General features: G+C 55.3%; 14 protein-coding genes and 1 tRNA gene. 6 read left to right on the top strand and 9 right to left on the bottom strand.

Annotated features, from left to right (window positions below; all coding sequences use genetic code 11):
- Positions 1–159: 159 nt before the first annotated feature.
- The 9 genes from HP566_RS21470 to HP566_RS21435 form a co-directional block, all read right to left on the bottom strand.
- Positions 160–387 (bottom strand): hypothetical protein, encoded by a 228-nt coding sequence (locus tag HP566_RS21470; RefSeq protein WP_249979335.1) that lies wholly within the window; start codon positions 385–387, stop codon positions 160–162.
- Positions 384–689: a helix-turn-helix transcriptional regulator gene (locus tag HP566_RS21465; protein WP_249979334.1), complete on the bottom strand. Its 306-nt coding sequence runs from the start codon at positions 687–689 to the stop codon at positions 384–386. Before HP566_RS21465 ends, HP566_RS21470 begins: the two co-directional genes overlap by 4 nt.
- 199 nt (positions 690–888) lie before the next feature.
- Positions 889–1,455 (bottom strand): AAA family ATPase, encoded by a 567-nt coding sequence (locus tag HP566_RS21460; protein WP_249979333.1) that lies wholly within the window; start codon positions 1,453–1,455, stop codon positions 889–891.
- A gap of 108 nt (positions 1,456–1,563) precedes the next feature.
- On the bottom strand, positions 1,564–1,746 hold the full coding sequence (locus tag HP566_RS21920; RefSeq protein WP_425348217.1) for an ogr/Delta-like zinc finger family protein: 183 nt from the start codon (positions 1,744–1,746) through the stop codon (positions 1,564–1,566).
- A gap of 248 nt (positions 1,747–1,994) precedes the next feature.
- Complete coding sequence (locus tag HP566_RS21455) at positions 1,995–2,690, bottom strand: tyrosine-type recombinase/integrase (protein WP_249979332.1); 696 nt, start codon at positions 2,688–2,690, stop codon at positions 1,995–1,997.
- Complete coding sequence (locus HP566_RS21450) at positions 2,608–3,213, bottom strand: tyrosine-type recombinase/integrase (protein WP_249979331.1); 606 nt, start codon at positions 3,211–3,213, stop codon at positions 2,608–2,610. The genes HP566_RS21455 and HP566_RS21450 overlap by 83 nt, the downstream gene beginning before the upstream one ends.
- Before the next feature lie 166 nt (positions 3,214–3,379).
- Positions 3,380–3,456, bottom strand: a tRNA-Arg gene (locus HP566_RS21445).
- Between the two features lie 62 nt (positions 3,457–3,518).
- A complete protein-coding gene (locus tag HP566_RS21440) occupies positions 3,519–4,466 on the bottom strand; it encodes an AEC family transporter (RefSeq protein WP_249979330.1) in 948 nt (315 codons plus the stop codon).
- An 81-nt stretch (positions 4,467–4,547) separates the two neighbouring features.
- Entirely contained in the window at positions 4,548–6,563 is a 2,016-nt protein-coding gene (locus tag HP566_RS21435; RefSeq protein WP_249979329.1) for a diguanylate cyclase, read from the bottom strand.
- 290 nt (positions 6,564–6,853) lie between these two features.
- Here HP566_RS21435 and HP566_RS21430 point away from each other — a divergent pair, with 290 nt between their 5' ends.
- The 6 genes from HP566_RS21430 to HP566_RS21405 are packed head-to-tail and all read left to right on the top strand — an operon-like array spanning position 6,854 to position 21,281.
- Positions 6,854–8,881, top strand: a complete 2,028-nt coding sequence (locus HP566_RS21430; RefSeq protein WP_249979328.1) for a capsular polysaccharide biosynthesis protein — start codon at positions 6,854–6,856, stop codon at positions 8,879–8,881.
- Between the two features lies 1 nt (position 8,882).
- Positions 8,883–10,118, top strand: coding sequence for a capsule biosynthesis protein (locus HP566_RS21425; protein WP_249979327.1), 1,236 nt, complete (start codon positions 8,883–8,885; stop codon positions 10,116–10,118).
- Positions 10,115–10,933 (top strand): SDR family NAD(P)-dependent oxidoreductase, encoded by an 819-nt coding sequence (locus tag HP566_RS21420; RefSeq protein ID WP_249979326.1) that lies wholly within the window; start codon positions 10,115–10,117, stop codon positions 10,931–10,933. Before HP566_RS21425 ends, HP566_RS21420 begins: the two co-directional genes overlap by 4 nt.
- Positions 10,934–12,547 (top strand): LTA synthase family protein, encoded by a 1,614-nt coding sequence (locus tag HP566_RS21415; protein ID WP_249979325.1) that lies wholly within the window; start codon positions 10,934–10,936, stop codon positions 12,545–12,547.
- Positions 12,544–19,950, top strand: coding sequence for a type I polyketide synthase (locus tag HP566_RS21410; protein WP_249979324.1), 7,407 nt, complete (start codon positions 12,544–12,546; stop codon positions 19,948–19,950). Before HP566_RS21415 ends, HP566_RS21410 begins: the two co-directional genes overlap by 4 nt.
- Complete coding sequence (locus HP566_RS21405; RefSeq protein WP_249979323.1) at positions 19,947–21,281, top strand: aminotransferase class I/II-fold pyridoxal phosphate-dependent enzyme; 1,335 nt, start codon at positions 19,947–19,949, stop codon at positions 21,279–21,281. Before HP566_RS21410 ends, HP566_RS21405 begins: the two co-directional genes overlap by 4 nt.
- Positions 21,282–21,284: the final 3 nt, after the last annotated feature.

Genomic DNA, 21,284 nt, shown 5'->3' with positions numbered 1-21,284 from the left:
ACGCACAATTTGATAGGCTTCATGTCTTCCCTTTGATGTAACTTCGCTTGGCCCCAGTGCTCCCCGCTCTGGGGCCTTTTTTGCGATCTTTGGGCAAAACTTCCCCATACCCGCTGGGCTTGGCCCAGCAGCGTTATACCTATTTGGTAGGGTTAGGGGTTAGCAGTCGGTAAGGATCTCGGCGGGCCGCTGGTGACGGTTGAAGCGCTCCAAGCCATCGCCCTGGCCATCTAACCATTTAGCGCTGATATCACCGGTCGAACCTTTACGGAACGCCTTTCGGCTGGGTGATTTGGTGGCGTCTACCATGGCAGCCTCAAGCTTGACCACATCGTCCGCGGTGAGCTTTAGCGTTGTTCCGTTGATGGTGAATTCAAACTGGCTCATGCGTGGCGCTCCTGCTGGTGTGTGGTCATGCGTAGCGGTGCGGGAATGCCTTCCAGGCGCTGGCGTTTGCGTTCTTCCAAGCAGTTAGCAATCCAGCTATCCACCTCCTCCTCCAGCCAAGCAACGCTTTTGCCGCCAATCGGCACCGGTGCCGGGAAAGTGCCCTGGCGAACACCGTCATAAATCGCAGAACGGCTTTTACCGGTTTTCTGCTCGACTTCCTTGCGACGCAGCAGGCGATTACCTAGCTGGATCTTGTTCACCGTTCTGAATGGCGTTGTGTGAGTGGTGAGTTCAGGCATTGATTTGTGTCCTCGCTGTGTCATTCCAGGCAAGTGCCCTAGTGGCCCTATGAAGCTTGACGGTTATTGGAAAGGCCCGCCACAAGGGCGCGTTGTGCGAAAAATCCCGCACAACGGAATACAACATTGAGTTTTTCACAGGCCCAAAAAAACCCGCTGCCACGGGCGTGACAGCGGGTTTGGATGTCTCTTTAAAAATTCAACAATCCAGCTTTTCGCGCACGAAAGCTACACGCTCGACGATACTGGCTCGGGGCAATTCGACAGGGGTATAACCTAGCTCGGTATAAGTGGCGACCATTGCCTCCCAAGTAGCCAACGCCTCTGCAAAGCTCTGCTTACGTTCAGCGTCGCCAGCGAAGATAGCTTCCCACGGCGGTGCCACAAACACAGTTGGCGCATAACGGAACTGCTCGGCGGCGCGCCATACGTGATCCGGCACCGATAGGCCCACGACTCGCCTATAGCCGATCACATCGGGAACGCCCCTATCGAACAGCACTGGCCCCTCGATCTCAGCCGCTTCATGCCACGAGCGCAGTTCCCAGGTCAACATCAGCTCGGCAAAGGCCTCTTTATCTCCCCAAGGCAATGCGTTGCCCCCGATGGCCACTTGACCCTGAATAATGGCTCTCCCGGCCTCCGGCATATGCTTAATGCCGACAGCAGCAAGTGCTTCAAGAAGAGTACTCTTTCCCGACCCAGGGCCGCCGGTGATGACGAAGCGTTTTTCAGGTGGTGCCGTCGCGCTCACTCTCTGAATCATGGGTATGCTTAAACTCCTTAGCTCCTTTCACTCATCGCCTTTCGTCAATGAATTAATCCATAGACCCCATACTATTCACCCAAAAGGCCAACATTGTTCAAAGCTGGCTCATTCTTCATAGAATGGGGAAACACTTAATTCCACTTTTTGCCCAGTGCTGCATTTTCGATTAGTACATCTGAGGTAAATGATTTTAAAACTCTCCGAGACGCGCCTACTGGTTCTTACACGCATATCCGACTCACATTTAGGGCATTTCTCCCCTAACCCATACAGTCCATCTGCGACCATATACTCATCACTGTAGATGGGCAAAAAGGGAAATTTTGGCCTAATTGGCTTCTCTTTTCTGGGCCTTTTCTTATATTTTTTTTCTTTATATTTGCATGAGCGTACGGAAGAAAGGGTTAAATCAACACGCCAATATGCTCCACATCCAAAGCACCTTAAAAGTGCTACCTGATTATCATCGGATGGTTTAATACGCTCCTCAATGCGCATCATTGTCTTGCAGTTAAGACACTTCTCCCCTAGCCCCATCATTTTACTAAACCGTCTTCTTGCCTTTCTGTACCAAAAAGATAATTCGCCCAAAATTGCATCATGGCGGGCCGCTGATCCGGGGCCATGTGTTCGGCATGGGTATAAACGCCCTCAATCCCAGGCAGCTTGTGCGATAGCTGTAGCTCTATCCATTCTCTGGGGTAGCCCAGCTCTTTTTTTAAGCCGGTGGCCACCACATGGCGCGTACCGTGGGGTACGTGCCGCCCTTCATAACCCATACGCTTTAGAGCCATGCCAAAAGCGGCATCGGAGATTGGTTTTCGTGGGTCATTACGGCCAGGAAATAGCAATTTGAAGGGGGCTGTTAGCTTGTGAAGGTAACGCAGCTCACACAATGCCTGGCTAGGCAGGGGCACTTGGTGCGCCCTGCCCATTTTCATACGCTCGGCGGGGATCTTCCAAACGGCTGCATCTAAGTCGAACTCAGTCCACTCAGCCCGGCGTAGCTCTCCAGGGCGAACGGCCGTCAGTAGCAACAGCTTTAGCCCAATGCGCACCATGGGGCTTTTATCGTACGCCTCAATATCGCGCACAAGCTGTGGTAGCTCGCTTTGGGGGATATGGTGGAAGCTGCCCCGCTTGTAGGGCTTAAGCGCCGTTTGAAGGTCGGTAAGGGGGTTGTAGCTGGCAGCTGGCTCTACCCGTAATGATGGCAAAGCGGTAGATGTCACGACAAAAGGCGTGCAGGCGGCGTCTCTGTTCGAATTTCCCTAACTCTTCAAGCGTACGCAGTATGTCCAGCCATTCGAGGGGCAGAATACTCTCTATCGGCCGATTCCCTACTTTGGGGAACACATACATTTCAAGCACGCGCCTGCTGTCATTGGCACGCTTAGAACTCTCTTTCCAGCGCGGCACCATTGCGGCGTGCCACTCCATGGCCAGCACTTCAAACGTGTTTTCAGTTGCGTACTGTCGTTGGCGTTTGTCGCTCTGCTTTTGCTCTACAGGATCAATGCCTTGGGATATTAGACGCCTCATATCCGTCCGCTTCTCCCTTGCTTCGGCAAGGCTCACTTCAGGGTACTGACCAAGGCTGATCATGTTGCGCTTGCCATTGGGACGCGTGTAGCGCAAACGCCATCCACGACTGCCATTGGTTGAGATCCTAAGTTCTAATCCCATGCCATCTGAGAGGGTAATAATTTTCGTGCCGGGCTTAGTTGCGTTTATTTGTCGGATAGTTAGCGCCATGGAGGTATACCGAGTATTTCCGAATGAAGGCATATACCGGAATGTATACCACTTGGCAGCGGGATTTGGAAGGAACTGCGAGGAACAACGAGGAGCTAAAAAACCATGTATTTCAGAGTATTGTACTATTTTTCAGGCCTTCTCAGGACCTCTCAAGAATGGCCGTTGGCGTCCCTGGCAGGAGTCGAACCTGCGACCTGCCGCTTAGGAGGCGGCTGCTCTATCCTACTGAGCTACAGGGACTTATAGGGCTGAAGCTGGGCGCGTAGTATAGCGTAACGCCCCGCGTGGGCCAACCGTACTCGTCAAATCCAACCCAACAGCCGTAATGCAAAAATACCTACCGTGACGGTGATGCTCGCCATTAACGTTGTGATGGCAATGATATTGGCAGCCAGGGCCACGTTACCATTAATGGCTTTCACCATCACAAAGCTTGCAGCGGCAGTGGGGCTGGCGAAAAACAGGAAGAGCAGGCCCAGTTGCTCACCGGAGAAACCCGCCATCCAGGCTGCCAGCGTCGACACAAAAGGCAGCACCACCATTTTCATAACGCTGGAGCTTAACGCTATCTGGCTGCCGTCACGCATGCTGGCCACCGAAAGTGTTGCCCCGATACAAATCAGTGCAAGGGGCAAGGTTAACGAGGCAAAGTAATCACCCGACGTAATAACCCAGTTGGGCAACGGAATCGAGAACGCCGTAAACGGCAAGGCTGCGAAGACGGAAATAATAAGGGGATTCGTTGCAATATGTTTTAGCAGGCTGCGCCAATCCGTTGACTGCCCCGGCTGATAGGCCGCCAAAGCGATAACAGAAAGGGCATTATACATTACAATCACGACACCCAGCAGCAGGCTACCCGCCGAAAGACCGTAGTTACCGTACATACCTGCCGCCAGCGCCAGGCCCACTATCCCACAGTTGCCCCTGAACGCCCCCTGTACATAGATGCCTCGCTCGGCCCTGGGCACCCGATAATGTGCCCACACCCAACTGAATGCAAACTGCCCAAGTGTGGCGGCGGCAAAAAAGAGCAAGAGAGACACATCTAACGCCACACTGAAGTCTGCTTTGATCAAGCTTAAAAAAATCAACGTGGGGAGCGTTGCCTTAAACACTAACGCCGAAGCCGTAGCAACAAAGGCCCGATCTATCCAGTGCAAACGCTTTAAGCCAATACCGATAAACACCATCGCAAACACGGGCAACGTGACATCTAACGTTCGGGCAAATAACTCAAATAGGTCCACGTAGGCACTCTCAGTCTAATAAGCATCTGCTTATACTCTATCGTCGGCATAGATTTGTCGACTCACTAAATCGCGAGAGCGCTATTCAAATAAGGACATAGGGTCCGGTTCGCTTGGAACCTTTAACACCACGCCGTCGCGCCCCTGGCCTTTTGCCTCATAGCTCGCTGCATCTGCTCGGGAAAGCGCATCGTGCACGGAAGCATCATTTTCATTGAAGCTGGTCACACCAATACTCAATGTCACCAGGTACTCTTTTCCTTCGTGAGTAACCGACACCTCACTGACCGCCTGACGTAATGCCTCAGCGATCTTCTGGGCCTGCCCAATGGTACAGCTAGGTAGCAAAACACCAAACTCATCGCCCCCCTGGCGCGCCACATGGTCACTACGGCGTACTTCCCAGGCAACTACCTGAGCTATTCGCCGCAGCATTTCATCCCCCAGCGCATGCCCACCCTCATCATTAATGGGCTTGAAGTGGTCAAGATCAAACATCAACAGGGCGGAAGGTGTGCTGGTTTTCTGGAAATCAGCAAACGCCTCTTCAAGGCGGCGTTCAAATCCGCGGCGGTTTAATAGTCCCGTCAAAGGGTCGTGCTCCGCCTCCCAGCGTTGCAGAGCTTCCTGTTCCCGGCGTTCGGTAATATCCTTAACAACCCCCACCAAACCAAGGGAGTGCCCGCCTTGGGAAAGCATGACCACCCGAGCATGGATATCCAGCCATAGCGTTTCATTATCACTGCGGATAAAACGCAGCTGGCGCACAAAATCCTTGCCGGATTTAAGGCTATGTATCCACATGTCCCTGGCACCCTGGCCGTCATCCGGGTGAATTTGTTTAAGCCACTCCTCCATCGAGATATCAGCGTCAATGCCGAGCATACTCAGAAGTGCAGGATTCATATAGGTAATGGTGCCACCAAAATTAGCTACAAACATACCCTGGGGCGTGGCGTTCAGCACCGAATCCAGGAACGCCTCACGTTCCTGCAGGTGCTCTACCAACTGCTGGCGCTCATCTTCCACGCGATTAAAGGTGTTAGCCACCTGCTGGAGCTCGTGCATCGTCGTCGCAAGGCTTACACGGGAGCGTTGTCCACAACCAACTTCGCCGATTTGCGCTTCCAGTTGATTGAGGGGAGATAAAATACGCGCCAGTAATAACCATAAAAACGGCATCATCATGAGCGCTATGGCTACCCATATCCACCACAGTTGGTAGATAAAACCCGAAAGGGGAAGTTGGGCCTGATCAGTGGGCAAATAGAGCCCCACGATCCAATTGGCAGGCCATATCTGGGCATAGGACTGTAAACTCATCTGCCCATCAAATAACGCGCCAACCCCATCGCCCTGCCACCCGTCCAGCGCGAGGTCTAACAGAGGAATATACCGCGCATCAGCAACATCAGTATTAATTAGCCTTTCATCTGGATGGTATAAAATCTTGCCGGACGCAGTGACAACGGAAGCATAACCGTAATTGCCTAATCTTATTTTGGCCAGTCGACTAAACAAGCCACCTGCATCCAAGCTAACGATACCGCCAATAAAGCCGGCGAACTCCCCTGCCATATCTCTCCGAGGCACAGCAACAAGCACCATTGGCATGCTGCTGGCGCGGCCAATAAAAGGCTCGCTCACATAGGGCTGGCGTGTTCCGCGTACCATTTTAAAATATTCGAGTTCTGCCGTTTCCAACCCAGCACGCCCTATCACCGTGGGCCAGTCAGTGATGACACGTCCATTCCTGTCACTTACCACAACGCCTTCAAACCAGGCTAATAACGCATCATTTTTGCGCAGCTCAGAACCCAGCCATTCTGGGTCGTCTGTTACCCCTACCATACGGCTTAAACGCTCAAGTGCCTGAAACCGTTGCTCTACCTGCTGAGTGACTTCATCTGCCAGCAGCTTGGCCTCATAGCGCAAATGCGCCATATTGGTTTCCTGCACCATCGACTTACCCACTTGCCACGCCATACCTAATACCAGTGCAGCCAGTAGCAACAACGCACAGGAAAGGCCCAGCAATAGCCGACCTTTTAGAGAACGTAACGTAGCAAGTCTGTTAAGTAGGGGGGCTAAGCGCACCGATTATCCCTATATTTGTCAACTTCCCTTAAATTGAGCTAAATCAATTAGCACCAACGGCAGTATAAGAGAAACAACTTACCAAAAAGATGGCGGCAGTGCGCGTTGATGTAAATCAACTTAGAATTTTTTTTCCATCTGTGGCATTTTGTGCGCCAATGTCATCTTAATGTAAGGCCACTATCGACGTCATTGATAAGCGTGCCTGTTTCACGTATGTTCGCCACCTTACTCACGTAACATTTTCGTTTACCGTTTCAGTTTGCTCTTCATTTTACTGCGGCTTATTCATGGCGAAACGTACAGCTGGCTACACCTCTCATGGCATTAGCAAGATCGCCGCTCTTGCAGCATTTTTGCCTGAATTTGATCACTTTTCGCGCATTGGCTTACTTAAACCCAAGCCGGATGCCGTTATTGGCTGGGGACTGAAACCCACTAGTGTGAAAGCCCGGCAGTTCGCCAAGCGCCATACCCTCCCCTATATCGCCCTGGAAGATGGCTTTCTGCGCTCGCTGGGGTTAGGTGTCGAAGGGTATCAACCTCACAGCATGGTCATTGACCATGTGGGTATCTACTACGATGCCTCGCGCCCCTGCGACCTGGAAAACTGGCTGAACAGCGCCACCTTTAATCCTGATGAGCTTGCACTTGCCCGTCGCTGTATACAACAGCTACAGCACTACCGGCTGTCAAAATATAACCACGCCGCAGATTACATTTTGGCAAAACCGGGAGCCAGGGTTCTTGTCGTAGACCAAACAGCGGGCGATGCTTCAATATATTACGGTGGCGCCAGCGCGAAAAGCTTTGATCAGATGCTGGAAAAGGCGCTAAGCAACCACCCTGATACCGATATCCTGGTCAAAGTCCACCCGGACGTTATTGCGGGTAAAAAACAGGGCCATCTGGCCAACGCTCACGCGCATCCACGCTGCCATATCATTAGCGAAGATATCAATCCCTGGGCATTGTTTGATCAGGTGGACACCGTCTACGTCGTGACCAGTCAACTCGGATTTGAAGCACTACTGGCAGGTAAACAGGTTCACTGCTTTGGCCTCCCCTTTTATGCGGGCTGGGGCCTCACCCTTGACCAATTGAGCTGCCATCGCAGGCACCGCCAACGCTCGCTGGAAGAAGTGTTCGCTGCGGCTTACCTGCGCTACAGCCGCTATGCCAACCCCTACACCGGCAAAGCCGCAACCCTTGAGGAGACCATCGCTCTTATTGCAGACCAAAAGCGTCAGCAAGAGCGACTGCGTGGCCGTTGGCTCGCCTGTGGATTCTCTTCCTGGAAGCGACGCTTCATTGGCCACTTTCTTGGACCGGCTGCGAGCGTCGAGTATCAGAAAGGGCTGCCCAAGATGCTGCCCTCCAAGCAAACAGAGCCTAATCCCAATCAGCCCAGGCTACTGCTATGGTCCAGCCGCATTAACGATGATTTTAAAGCGCGCCATAGGGAGCATTTAGCACATTTATGGCGTATGGAAGATGGGTTTATCCGTTCAGTCGGGCTCGGCGTTGACCTCACCCAGCCTCTCTCTTTAGTCATTGACAGCCAGGGGATTTACTACGACCCCAGCCAGCCCAGCGATCTGGAGACGCTGCTCAATCAAACCGAGTTCAGCGAGGACCTACTCGCCAGGGCGGCTCACTTACGTGAGCGCTTAGTCGCCCTCAAGCTCTCGAAGTACAATGTACCCGGCCAGGATGCGATTGACCTGCCCCCAGACAGGCACATCATACTGGTGCCTGGTCAGGTGGAGAGTGACGCCTCGATTGCCTCCGGTTCACCGGAAGTGCGTACCAACAGTGCATTATTACGTGCCGTAAGGGATGCACATCCGGCGGCCTTTATTGTCTACAAGGCTCATCCGGATGTAATCAGCGGCGCCCGCATCGGAGCACTCGATAACCACGCCAATCGCCTGTATGATCTGGACGCCAGCCATATCGACATCAGCGTACTTTTAGAGCGTGTCGATTCAGTGCATACCATGAGTTCTCTTACCGGCTTTGAAGCACTATTACGCCACCGGGAGGTATGCACCTACGGCCTGCCGTTTTATGCAGGCTGGGGGCTGACCCAGGATGCCATGCACTGTCCCAGGCGTAGACGCACATTGTCACTGGATGCACTGGTCGCTGGCACTCTGGTCCTTTACCCCAACTATGTTGACCCACGCTCCCGGCAGCTCTGTAACGCTGAAACGGTGATCAGCCTGTTGGAACAGGCAAGGGCACAACAACCCTCGCTTACATGGAAGCAGCGACTATACCGCTGCTATCGTAACTTATTGATTGGAAGCCATTGAGTTGAAGCAGAAGCGCTCATTTTTATTCCTACAAGGCGTTTGCTCGCCCTTTTATCAGCGTCTGGCCCGTCGGCTCACCGACGATGGGCACCGCGTGGTCAAGGTCCACTTCAACGCAGGCGATATTGCTTACTGGCAGCGCACAAATAGCAAAAGCCACCTGTTCCGAGGCCCGGTAAGCAAGCTTCCTGACTATATCCAGGCGCTGTGGCAACGCTATGGCATTACCGACCAAGTCGCCTTTGGCGACCGCCGCCCGGTACACCGCCCGGCGATAGATCTGGCACCCGCAGCGGGAGTACGCACCCACGTTTTCGAGGAGGGCTATTTCCGCCCCTTCTGGATCACGCTGGAACGTGAAGGGGTTAACGGCCACTCACTGCTGCCCCGTGACCCTAACTGGTTCTATGAAACAGGGAAGGTCCTGCCCGAACTGCCACCTCCCGTTCGCTTCCGCTCGTCGTTCAAGGTGCGTGCAGTACATGATGTCTGCTATCACCTAAGTGGATTAGCCAATCCCCTGATAGCGCCGCACTACCGTAACCATGCATCCATCACCGCACCAATGGAGTATGCGGGCTACCTGAAGCGCTTTACGCTACTTAGACAATGGAAGAAGCAGGATGCCGAGCACATCAAGGCATTGGTAGAAGGTGGCAGACCCTATTTTATGCTACCACTGCAGCTCAATACCGATGCACAGATCCGTGACCACTCCCCCTACGCCAATATGGAAGAGGTGATGAATCATGTGATGGGGTCGTTTGCCACACATGCTCCCAGCGATACGCTGTTGTGTATTAAAAACCACCCTCTCGATATGGGCCTGGTCAACTACCCGCAGATTATCCAAAAACTGGCAACGTTTTACGGCTTGGCGGGCCGCATTGTGTACCTGGAGTCCGGTGACCTGAACACACTCATCAAGCATGCGGTGGGCACGGTAACGGTCAACAGCACCGTTGGCATCGTGTCACTGGAGAAACAGTGCCCCACCTTTGCCTTAAGCGACCCTATCTATAATCTGGCAGGTCTAACTTATGAAGGCCCGCTGGAAGAGTTTTGGCATCAACCACCGCCGCCCAACAATGTACTGTTTGGCTACTTTCGCAATACCGTGATGCATACCGCACAAGTCAATGGCGGCTACTACTGCCAAACCGGCATTAATTTAGCGGTGGATAACGCAGCGCGTATACTGGAAGCCTGCCCTTCACCGCTGGAGAAGTTGCTTTGAGCGTTGGTAACACCACGTCAGAACATACAAACCACCCACCTCGCCCGCGCTGCGTGCTGATCACAGGTGCCACCGGTGCGATTGGTGGTGCGCTAGCGCGTGTCTACGCCACACCGGAGACACACCTGGTACTGCATGGGCGCCAGCAGCAGGCACTGCTGGCACTCGCTGAAGAGTGCCGGGCCGCTGGTGCTTCGGTAACCCTTTCATCCATCAAGCTAACCGATGATGCTGAGCTGAAACAGTGGTTAACCACCCTGTGTACCGAACACATACCCGATATCGTCATTGCCAACGCAGGCAAGAACACCCATCCCCAGGCTGACAGTATGCTGGAACCCTGGAATGAGGTAGAGGCACTGCTGGATATTAACTTAAAAACCCCAATCGCCATGGCGCAACACCTGGTACCCGCCATGCAGGCCAGAGGCTCCGGCCAGTTGGTATTCATCAGTTCGTTAGCGGGCTGGTACGGTTTACCCACAGCGCCCAGTTATAGCGCCAGCAAAGCGGGTATTAAAGCCTACGGAGAAGGACTACGCGGTCTGCTAGCACCTCATGGCATTGGCGTTACCGTGGTAATGCCAGGCTATGTTACATCCCCCATGTGCAACGCTATGCCAGGCCCCAAACCCTGGGAGTGGTCTCCGGAACGTGCTGCCAGGGTGATTGCCCGCGGGATAAGCGCCAACCGCGCCAGGGTCAGTTTCCCTTTTCCGCTGAATTTCGGCACCTGGTGGCTTGCGGTACTGCCCGCAGGCGTATCCCAGTGGCTGGTTAAACGCCTGGGCTTTAATCACACAGGAGGCGAGTAGATGCACACCTCCCTCTCTATTACCTTGTTGGCACCACTAGCCATCGGCCTGGCAGGCAGCCTTCTGTGCGAAGCGCTGTTAAGCCCCCGACCCCGCCCGGTATGGCAACGCAGTGTGGCCGCCAACAGCCTGCACCTGGGTAGCTGGTTACTGCTGTTTGGTGTGTTTCTTCTGGTACTGCAGCGCCCATGGTTTGTAGTGATGTTTATTCTTTCCCTGGAACTGGTCCTTGTGCAGTCCAGCAATACCAAGTCACGCACCCTTAACGAGCCTTTTATATGCCACGACTTCGAGTACTTTTGGGATGCCATACGCCACCCACGGCTCTACGTGCCATTTTTCGGTATTGGGCTAGCGGTTGCCGCCAGCAGTGCAGGTGCCATCGCCATTGGCAGTTTTCTCTACTTCGAGCCTTCACTGGTCAGCCAGTGGGGTGGTGGGGTCTTTCTGCTCCATAGCATCGGATTGGCTGCCGCCGGCACACTACTGATCTGGCTTGGCTGGCGAAAGCTACTGCCGATCACGCTAGCCCCCATTGCTGACCTAAACCGCCTGGGTCTGTTTGCCAGTCTATGGGCCTACGGTATTGCACTCATGCGCTCGTCACCTCCCAGTTCTACCTCATCGCCCTTTTATGGCATCGCAACCATTACATTAAATGCCCAACAGCGGGCAGAGCTGCCAAATGTGATACTTGTGCAAAGCGAATCGTTTTGCGATCCACGCTCCTGGTGTCCGGAAATTGCTCCCACGCTCTTACAACACTTTGATGCCACCCGTGCCGAAGCGATACAGCATGGCGAACTAAGCGTCCCGGCCTGGGGTGCCAATACCGTACGAACCGAGTGCGCCGTACTCACAGGTCTTGCACCTGATACCTGGGGAGTCCGCCAGTTCAACCCTTATCGCACCCTCTCGCGCCACCCTTTGCCGAGTATAGCCACCGCTTTTAAATCACAGGGTTACCGCACTGTATGCGTTCACCCTTACCCTGCCACGTTCTATATGCGCGATCGTGTTATTCCCAAACTTGGCTTTGATGAATTTATCGATATCAGCGAGTTCGTCAGTCAGGACTGGCATGGCCAGTACATAGGTGACCGCGCCGTTGCACGAAAAATTGGACGGCTGCTTGAAGATGACGATAATAGGCCACTATTTGTATTTGTCATCACCATGGAAAATCATGGTCCACTGCACCTGGAAGCGCCCAACCAGGAGCGAACAAGCGCAACGCTACCCAATGCACCTTGGCCATTATCTGAACAGTTACGGGATTTAGCCGTCTATTTGCACCATTTAGATGAAGCGGATCAAATGTTAGCCAACGTTAAAACATCGCTAAATTCAGCAATTAGGCCGGGGGTGCTAGGCTGGTACGGTGACCATGTGCCGATTTTGCCCGCTGCATACAGGTATTTCTCGCCCCCTGCTGGCAGCACACCTTACATGATATGGTCTACAACCTTTTCTTCCGACCAACTGCATACTGAGCAAAAGTTGCAAGGAATGGCAGCAAACGAGCTTGGCGTCCAACTATTTAAACAAGTGTTTGGGCGCGATATAAGTAACGATGTGATCAAGGCAGAACCAGAACCTCAGGAGCAAGAATGACTAAACGCGTTGCCATCATCGGCGCCGCCCATCGTTTCCCCGGCACCACCCCTGAAACGTTCTGGCAGGACCTGCAAGCCGAAAAAGACCTCGTCACCAGCGTCGCACCTGACCGCTGGAGCCACGATGCCTATTTGCACCCGGATAAGCACCACCCTGGTACCAGCGTGACTTTTGCCGCCGGCAGTCTGGGCGATATCAGTGGATTCGACGCAGAGTTTTTCGGCATTTCGCCCCGCGAAGCGGCCAATATGGACCCACAGCAACGCATACTGCTGGAGCTTGCCTGGGAAGCCATGGAAAGCGCGGGCATTGTACCCAGCAGCCTGCGAGGCAGCCAATGCGGCGTTTTTCTTGGCGTCGCCAGCCTCGACTACTCGTATCGCATAGCCGATGACATGGCAGCGATTGATGCCTCTACCGCCACGGGCAATACCTCCTCCATCGCCTCGAACCGCCTCTCCTACGTATTCGACCTGCACGGCCCCAGTATGTCACTGGACACCGCCTGCTCCTCATCCATGGTCGCATTTCATCAAGCCTGCCAATCCATTCGCAGTGGTGAAACCAGCATGGCACTGGCAGGCGGCATCAGCCTGCACCTGCACCCATACGGCTTTATTATCTTCTCAAAGGCCAGCATGTTGTCGCCCACTGGCCGCTGCCAGGTATTTGATGAAGCGGGCAATGGCTACGTGCGCTCGGAAGGGGCTGGGCTGTTTTTACTCAAAGATTACGAACAGGCCATTGCCGATGGCGACAATATCCTGGCAGTGGTCGCTGGCTCAGCGGTCAATACCGACGGCCATAAATCCGGCTTAACGGTACCTAACCCCAGCGCCCAGATTGACCTGATGCGTCGTGCCTACGAGCAGGCGGGCATTTCACCGGATGAAATCGACTATCTGGAAGCCCACGGTACCGGCACGGCAGTCGGTGACCCGATTGAAACCCGTGCCATTGGTGAGGCATTGGGCAAACACCGTAAAACACCACTGCTGATTGGCTCAGTAAAAAGTAACCTTGGACACCTGGAGACTGCCTCTGGGGCAGCAGGACTTGCCAAGGCACTATACAGCCTGCAACACCGCGAAGTACCTGCCACCATCGGCATTCGCAAGCTCAACCCGCGGATCAAATTTGATGAGTGGAACATCAGCGTTGTCACCAAAGCCCAGCCACTGAAAAAGCAGGGCCGCTTGATTATTGGCGTTAACTCCTTTGGCTTTGGCGGTGCAAACGCCCACGTTATTTTAGAAAGCGCTCCAGAAAAGCCAGCGGCACCCAGCCATACGCCTGAAGAAGCACTGCCAATACGCATCAGCGCTCGCAACCAGGAAGCGCTAACCGAGAACGCCCGTGCGCTCGCCACCCACCTGAGCGAAAGTGATCAACCGTTCTACGATATCGCCCACACCCTATTCAGCCACCGCGAGCAGCACCCCCAGGGGGCGCTCTGTTTTGCCAGGACCCCTGAAGACGCTGCGAACGCGTTAAGCCAGTTTGCCGCAGGAGACACCAGCCAGATCACGACCCTTGAGCGGTTAGCCAATGCACGCGGTCCCGTGTTTGTTTATGACGGCAACGGCTGCCAGTGGGAAACCATGGGCCACGACCTGTTGGAGAGCGACACCACCTTTAGCGATGCCATTGACCGGGTGGACGCTCTGTTCCAGCAGCATGGTGATTTTTCACTACGCGATGAGCTGGCGGGGCATAATAGCGATAGCACTAGCGATGAAGAGCGTTTTGCACGTACTGAAATTGCCCAACCCGCGCTGTTTGCATTACAGGTTGCGTTAACTGAATGGCTTGCTAGTCACGGCATAAAACCAGCGGCAGTTTTCGGCCACAGTGTCGGGGAAGTGGCTGCCGCCTGGGCGGCTGGAGCCCTTAGCCTGGAAGATGCCGTTAAGGTTATTTACTACCGCAGTTTCTATCAGGGTAAAACCCGCGGACTGGGCGAGATGACCGCCGTCGCCATGAGCGCGGAAGATATTGCCCCATGGCTTGCAAAGCCCGAATTCAATCAAGTGTGTTTGGCGGGGATTAACAGCCCCAAGGGCATTACCCTGGCAGGTGACCGGGAACAGTTGGGAGAGCTGGAGGCAGTACTGAGCACTCATGACGCCTTTGCTAAGCGGCTACCCCTGGATTATGCCTTCCATAGCCCAGCCATGGATAGCATTAAGGCAGGGGTCGTGGAAGCACTGGCAGATATCACGCCCAAATCCACCAAAATCCCTTATATTTCAACAGTTACTGGTGCTATCAGCGAAGGCACCAAGCTGGATGCCAACTACTGGTGGCTCAATATCCGTGAGCCGGTGCTCTTTGATAACGCCGCAGCTGCGCTGATTGAGCAAGGCTACAATGTTTTCGTGGAAGTGGGTGCCCACCCCATTCTACGCCGCTACCTTAACGAATCCCTGCGCGTGCAAGAGCGCAGCGGTTTGGTGTTTGGCACCATCGAACGTCATAAGTCCGGCCTTGAAGGGCTAACGCGTAGCCTTAGTCAGTTGTTGCTCAGTGGCTTACCGCTGGATAACCGCCGCTTCTTCCCGGTTGAAGGCCAACGCGTTTTACTCCCTCGTTATGCGTGGCAACGTACCCACCACTGGGTGCAAGGCACGAACGATGGGCAGGGCCTGCTATCGCGCTATTACCAGCACCCGCTACTCGGCTACCCGCTGGTCCAACAGAACCATACATGGGAAAGCCAGTTGGATACCAAGCGCCAACCATGGCTGGCCGACCATGTGGTTGGTGAAGGCGCGGTATTCCCTGGCGCGGGGTTTGTAGAGCTGGCCCTGGCCGCCGCCCTTCAGCAGAAAGACACCCCGCTGCTGGATATTGAAGAGCTGGAGATCCGCGCACCACTACTGCTGGACGGCCACAATGGCCGCGCCATGCGTTTAACCCTGGACCCCGATGATGGCTGCCTGGAGATTCACTCCCGCGAGCCCGCCACCGGCAACGAATGGCAGTTAAACGCCGTGGCCCGGCGCATGCGCGAAAGCCGCGGCTTCCTGCTTAAGCGTCAGGCACCCGTCCGGCCTGACCGCGCGCCTGATTACACCCTGGCCGAGCACCTGCAGATGGCCGAGCGTATCGGCCTGCATTACGGCCCCGCGTTCCAGGCGATTAGCCATGGCTGGATTGAAGGCGACAGCGTGATCGGTGAAATCAGCCTCTCCGCAGAGATGCAGGCACAGCTGGATTCGTTACACGTACACCCCGGCATTCTGGATAGCGCCTTCCAGATGTTTATCCCGTTGCTGGCCCAGCACAGCGATTTTTCCGCGCATCTGGCGTTTGTACCCGTGCGTGTAGGCCGTATCCAGGTGAATGCTGAAGCCGGTACACCGGTGCTGGCCCGTGCGGTGATGGGCAAACGCGCCCCGCACTCATTTACCGCAGACTTCGAGCTGTATGACGCCGCAGGCAACGCCATCGCCGTACTTAGCCAAACGCGCTTTAAAGCCATCCGCTTGAACCGCGCCCATCACCAGCACTTTAGCTACCTGGATATCGAACTGACACCAGCGCCGCTTACTGCTGCCGCCCTGCCGCTACCCGCCGGGGCACTCGGTCGTTTGGCCGGGCTCAGCGATGCCTATGCAGCAAGTACCGGTCAGCGTTATGCCCAGGAAGTTGCCCCTCTGCTGGATAGCCTGAGCGAAGCCTTTGCCCAACAAGGCTACTGCGTAGAAGGCGACGACGAGCAGTTGGCACCAGAAACCATCTGGCAGTTGTTGGTGCAGGACTACCCCGACTACTTCGCCCCGATACATTTGGTGGGCCGCCTTGGGCTGCACCGTGAACAGCTTGCCAATGGCAGTGCCGAGTTGGAAAGCCTGGGGATTACCGCCGAGCATCTAACAGGCATTAACCGAGTACTGATTGGTGAAAGCGGCTGGCAAGTACTAGCCACCGAGCTTGGCGCGTTAATGGAAGCCGCCCTTACCAGCCTGCCGGAAGGCCAGCGCCTGCAATTGCTGGAAGCAGGCCCCTGCGCACCAGCACTGGGGCAGCGCCTGCTAGAACAGCTTGCCAATGCCAGCCAGATTGCCAAAGGTACTCACCACTACCGGGTAATCACCACCAGCGATACGGCCCTCCATCTGGCTGAGCAACTTCAAGAGCGATTCCCGCTCATGGATGTGCAACCGCTGGACGACACACTCCCCGCACTGGCTACGGCTAAAAAAGCCCAGTTAGCCTTTATCAGTGTGGATGTCACCCAGCCTGCACGCACACACCAATTGATTGAAGCACTACCGGCGCAGCTTGCCCCCGGTGCACAGCTTATAGTGATCGGAATTTCCCCCAGCCGTTGGCTGGATGATGTGCTGGCAACGCCAGGAATCGATCAAACCGCTTTGGAACAAAGCACCCTAAGCGAATGGTTAAGCCAGTTGGGCTTTAGCGTGTCTGCGCCTATCGCCCTGGAAGAGAGTGGCACCGGCGCTTACCTGCTACATGTACAAGCTTCGGCAGAACCTGCCACCAATGCTGGACAGACAATTACTCCTACACGCCATATCATTGTGGCGGATAATGAGCACGAGGCACTGGCTGCACGGCTATCTGAAGCATTAAGTGCTGACACCTCAGAAGGCAACATAACGCTAACCATTGGCGATGCCATACCTGAAGCAGTACTTGGCGAAGCCCTGGAAGGAATGGCGCAAGCACCAGCAGCACTCAACGTTATCGACCTTCACCTGCTGGGAGCGCAATCGACTGCCGCCCAAACCCAGCGCTGCTATACCGCTCAGCAGTGGTCTTTGGCGTTGGAAGCAAGCGGCCTTGAAGAACAAGGCAGCCGTGTTACGCTATGGCTGCCTACTGTCAGCTTCAACAGCGCTGGTTACAACGAGACGGGTTTCAACAACCCAGCCCATAAGGGTACTGATGATGCAGCCCTATGGGGCTTTGGTCGCTCGCTTGCCAACGAGGCAGTGGGCCACAGCGTTACGCTGATCGATTTGCCAGCAACACCCAGCGATGCCGCCCTGGCTACCCTGGCAGCCTCGCTGGTAACACCGGATAGCGAAAACGAAGTCGTCATTACCGACGCAGGCACCCGCCTGGCTACCCGACTGCGCACCCTGCCTGCACCGCACCCCGAAGTGCAACAGGCAGAAGACGGAACGGACTCTGCACCGCGTCAGGCGATGACCCTTGGCTTTACCCTGCCGGGTCAGCTTCGTCAGCTACAGTGGCGGCCGCGTCAATTGCCAGCGCTGGGGGCTGATGATGTTGAGATTCGTGTTAAAGCCACTGGCCTTAACTTCCGCGATGTGATGTATACCCTGGGGCTACTATCGGATGAAGCGATTGAAAACGGCTTTGCCGGGCCGACCCTGGGCCTCGAATTCTCAGGTGAGGTGGTCGCGGTTGGTAAAAACGTAAATCACGTTGCCCCAGGCCAGGCTGTGGTCGGCTTCGGCCCGGCAAGCTTCAGCGACAGGCTAATTGCCAGCCAGCACGCCGTGGCACCGCTGCCCGAAGGGGTTAGCTACGCGGCTGCCGCCACCATTCCCACCACCTTCTTTACGGTGTACTACGCGCTGAAACATCTGGCGCGGCTGGAACCCGGAGAGAAAGTACTGATTCACGGTGCCGCAGGCGGCGTAGGTATTGCTGCGTTACAGATTGCCCAGTGGATGGGAGCAGAGATCTACGCCACCGTCGGTTCTGAAGAGAAACGCGACTTCCTACGTCTGATGGGTGAAGAGCGCCTGTACGATTCGCGCTCCCTCACCTTTGCCGAAGAAATTCTGGAAGATACCCAGGGTGAAGGCGTGGATATCGTGCTTAACTCCCTGGCCGGTGAAGCGATCAACCAGAACCTGCGGGCTCTGCGTCCATTTGGCCGCTTCCTGGAACTGGGCAAACGCGACTTCTATGAAAACACGCATATTGGTTTGCGCCCCTTCCGTAACAACCTCAGTTACTTCGGTATCGACTCCGACCAGTTGATGAAGGTGCAGCCCGCCCTTACTCAACGCCTGTTCGGTGAAATGATGGCGCTGTTTAACGATGGCACCTTAAGCCCGCTACCGTTTACCGCATTCAGCCACAACCAGGTGATTGATGCCTTCCGCTATATGCAGCAGGCACGCCAGATCGGCAAAGTGGTCGTCACCTACGAGCAGCCCATTGCACCGCCCCGTAATGAAGTGCTTGGTAGCGGCGTGTTAACACTACCTGCCGATGCCAGCTATTTGGTTACCGGCGGCCTGGGCGGCTTTGGACTGAAAACCGCCCAGTGGCTGGTGAGCAAAGGGGCTCGCCAGTTGATTCTAATCAGCCGTAGCGGCCCTGCCAGTGAAGAAGCCCAGGCAGCATTGGCCGATTTCGAAGCCCAAGGGGTTAATGTGCTGGCTGCCGCGTGCGACATCACCGATCGTGATGCCCTCGCCAGCCTGCTGGAACGCGCCAAGGGCGAGTTAGGGCCGCTGCGAGGCATTGTGCATGCCGCCACTGTGATCGACGACGGCCTGATTCGCAACCTGGACGCCGAGCGCATTCACAAGGTACTGGCACCCAAGATTGATGGTGCCCGCCATCTGGATGCCCTAACCCGTGGCACAGAGTTGGACTTCTTTATTCTCTACTCCTCAGCCACCACGCTGTTCGGCAACCCCGGCCAAGCCAACTACGTGGCCGCCAACCACTGGCTGGAAGCCTTTGCTGCTGGCCGTCGTGCCGAAGGGTTACCCGCCACCTGCGTACGCTGGGGCGCCATAGAGGATGTTGGCTTCCTGGCACGTAACACCCGTACCCGTGATGCACTACAGGAACGCCTGGGTGGTTCAGCCCTGCGTTCCGACGATGCCTTGAAAGTGCTGGAACAAATGCTGCTGGCGCCAGGGCCAAGCCTGGGCGTACTGGAGCTGGAATGGGGAGCGCTGGCACGCTTCCTGCCCACTGCAGAGGCACCACGGTTCAATGAGATTGCCCGGGCCAGCGACGATGACGGCAGCACTGACAACGATGACGATATCAGCGCCCTACTGGCTGATTTATCGCCGGAAGAGCTGCACAGCACGGTAACCGAACTGCTGCGTGCAGAGCTGGCCAGCATTCTGCTGATCGACGAAGAGAAGATCGATATTAACCGCTCAGTATACGATATGGGCTTCGACTCGCTGATGGGCGTTGAGCTGATGACCGCCATCGAAAACCGGCTGGGTGTTCAGGTACCGGTGATGGTGCTCAGTGAAGCCTCAACGCTCGATAAGCTGGCAGGCGTGTTGATTAAAAAGCTTCACCAGTACGATGATGACGTTGAAGAAGCGCCACAAGATGCGTTAGCCTCTCTGGCCGCCCGTCACGGGGCAGACGGGCTCAAGAGTGAGTCGACTTCAACACCTGTTACCGAGATACCATGACCGCCAAGCACACTGATCTGAAACGACAACTACTGGAACAAGCACGCAAACGTCCCTCAGCCCGTGCCACCAGTCAAACGGCATCCTCCTCTCAGGGGGCGGATGCATCCCGTTCAGTTCCAGATCGCTTCACGCGGTTCGACGCTCACCCTGGCTATCAGCAGCTTGCCATGATGCGCCAGGGGGCAGAGCAGCTAGGGCTGATCGACCCGTTTTTTAAGGTGCATGAAGGACTTGCCGGCGCCACCAGCGTGATTCAGGGCCATACCTGTATCAACTTCGCCAGCTATAACTACCTGGGCTACTCAGGTGACCAGCGGGTAGTTAAAGCGGCCTGTGATGCAGCAGCACGCTATGGCACCTCGGTATCCGCCAGCCGCGTGGTATCAGGGGAGCGCCCTATACATGGTGAGTTGGAACACGCCATCGCCAGCGCCTACGCGGTTGAAGATGCGGTTGCCTTTGTTAGCGGCCACGCCACCAACGTATCCACGCTGGGGTATCTGCTGGGTCCCAAAGACCTGGTATTGCACGATGAGTACATTCACAACAGCTCACTGGTGGGTGCCCAGCTTTCCGGCGCCAAGCGGATGTCGTTCAGCCACAACGACCCCGAAGCCCTGGAAACACTGCTAAGCCGCCACCGGCATCAGTTTGAACGGGTGCTGGTGGTGATCGAAGGGCTCTACAGCATGGACGGCGATATTCCCGACCTGCCACGTTTTATAGCGCTAAAGCAGCGCCATCAGGTATGGCTGATGGTGGATGAAGCCCACTCCTTCGGAGTCATGGGTGAAACCGGCCTGGGGCTGCGGGAGCATTTTGCGATTGACCCAACGGATGTTGATATCTGGATGGGTACCATGAGCAAAACGCTCTCCGGCTGCGGCGGTTATATTGCGGGCAATAAAGCACTGGTCGAAACCCTACGTTACTTTGCGCCGGGCTTTCTATATAGCGTTGGTATGCCCGCCCAGGTCGCAGCCCCTTCGCTTAAAGTACTGGAACTGATGCAGCAAGAACCTGAGCGCGTTGCCAAGCTGCAATCCATCTCCCGCTACTTTCTGGAACAGGCCCAGGGCCGCGGCATGGATACCGGCCACAGCATTGGCTCGGCAGTCGTGCCGGTTATTGTGGGCAGTTCACCACTGGCGGCACACCTCTCCCACGCACTGCTGCAGCAACACATTAACGTACAGCCCATTCTGTATCCGGCGGTGCCTGAAAGAAGCGCCCGGCTACGCTTCTTCCTCTCCTGCGAACACACCCAGGCTCATATCGACGAAACGCTGGATGCATTAGCCACCCTACTCGCCGACGCCCAAGGGTAACGC

Origin of the sequence: Vreelandella olivaria (assembly GCF_023507745.1) — a bacterium.
GTDB lineage: Bacteria > Pseudomonadota > Gammaproteobacteria > Pseudomonadales > Halomonadaceae > Vreelandella > Vreelandella olivaria_A.
The sequence above is the reverse complement of the archived record's forward strand: the minus strand, read 5'-3'. Positions and strand labels throughout refer to the sequence as shown.

Excerpts from the sequence above, each read along its gene's own strand:
- HP566_RS21470 (WP_249979335.1), bottom strand. The coding sequence starts at position 387 with ATGAGCCAGTTTGAATTCACCATCAACGGAACAACGCTAAAGCTCACC.
- HP566_RS21465 (WP_249979334.1), bottom strand. The coding sequence starts at position 689 with ATGCCTGAACTCACCACTCACACAACGCCATTCAGAACGGTGAACAAG.
- HP566_RS21460 (WP_249979333.1), bottom strand. The coding sequence starts at position 1,455 with ATGATTCAGAGAGTGAGCGCGACGGCACCACCTGAAAAACGCTTCGTC.
- HP566_RS21920 (WP_425348217.1), bottom strand. The coding sequence starts at position 1,746 with ATGGTCGCAGATGGACTGTATGGGTTAGGGGAGAAATGCCCTAAATGT.
- HP566_RS21450 (WP_249979331.1), bottom strand. The coding sequence starts at position 3,213 with ATGGCGCTAACTATCCGACAAATAAACGCAACTAAGCCCGGCACGAAA.
- HP566_RS21430 (WP_249979328.1), top strand. The coding sequence starts at position 6,854 with ATGGCGAAACGTACAGCTGGCTACACCTCTCATGGCATTAGCAAGATC.
- HP566_RS21415 (WP_249979325.1), top strand. The coding sequence starts at position 10,934 with ATGCACACCTCCCTCTCTATTACCTTGTTGGCACCACTAGCCATCGGC.
- HP566_RS21410 (WP_249979324.1), top strand. The coding sequence starts at position 12,544 with ATGACTAAACGCGTTGCCATCATCGGCGCCGCCCATCGTTTCCCCGGC.
- HP566_RS21405 (WP_249979323.1), top strand. The coding sequence starts at position 19,947 with ATGACCGCCAAGCACACTGATCTGAAACGACAACTACTGGAACAAGCA.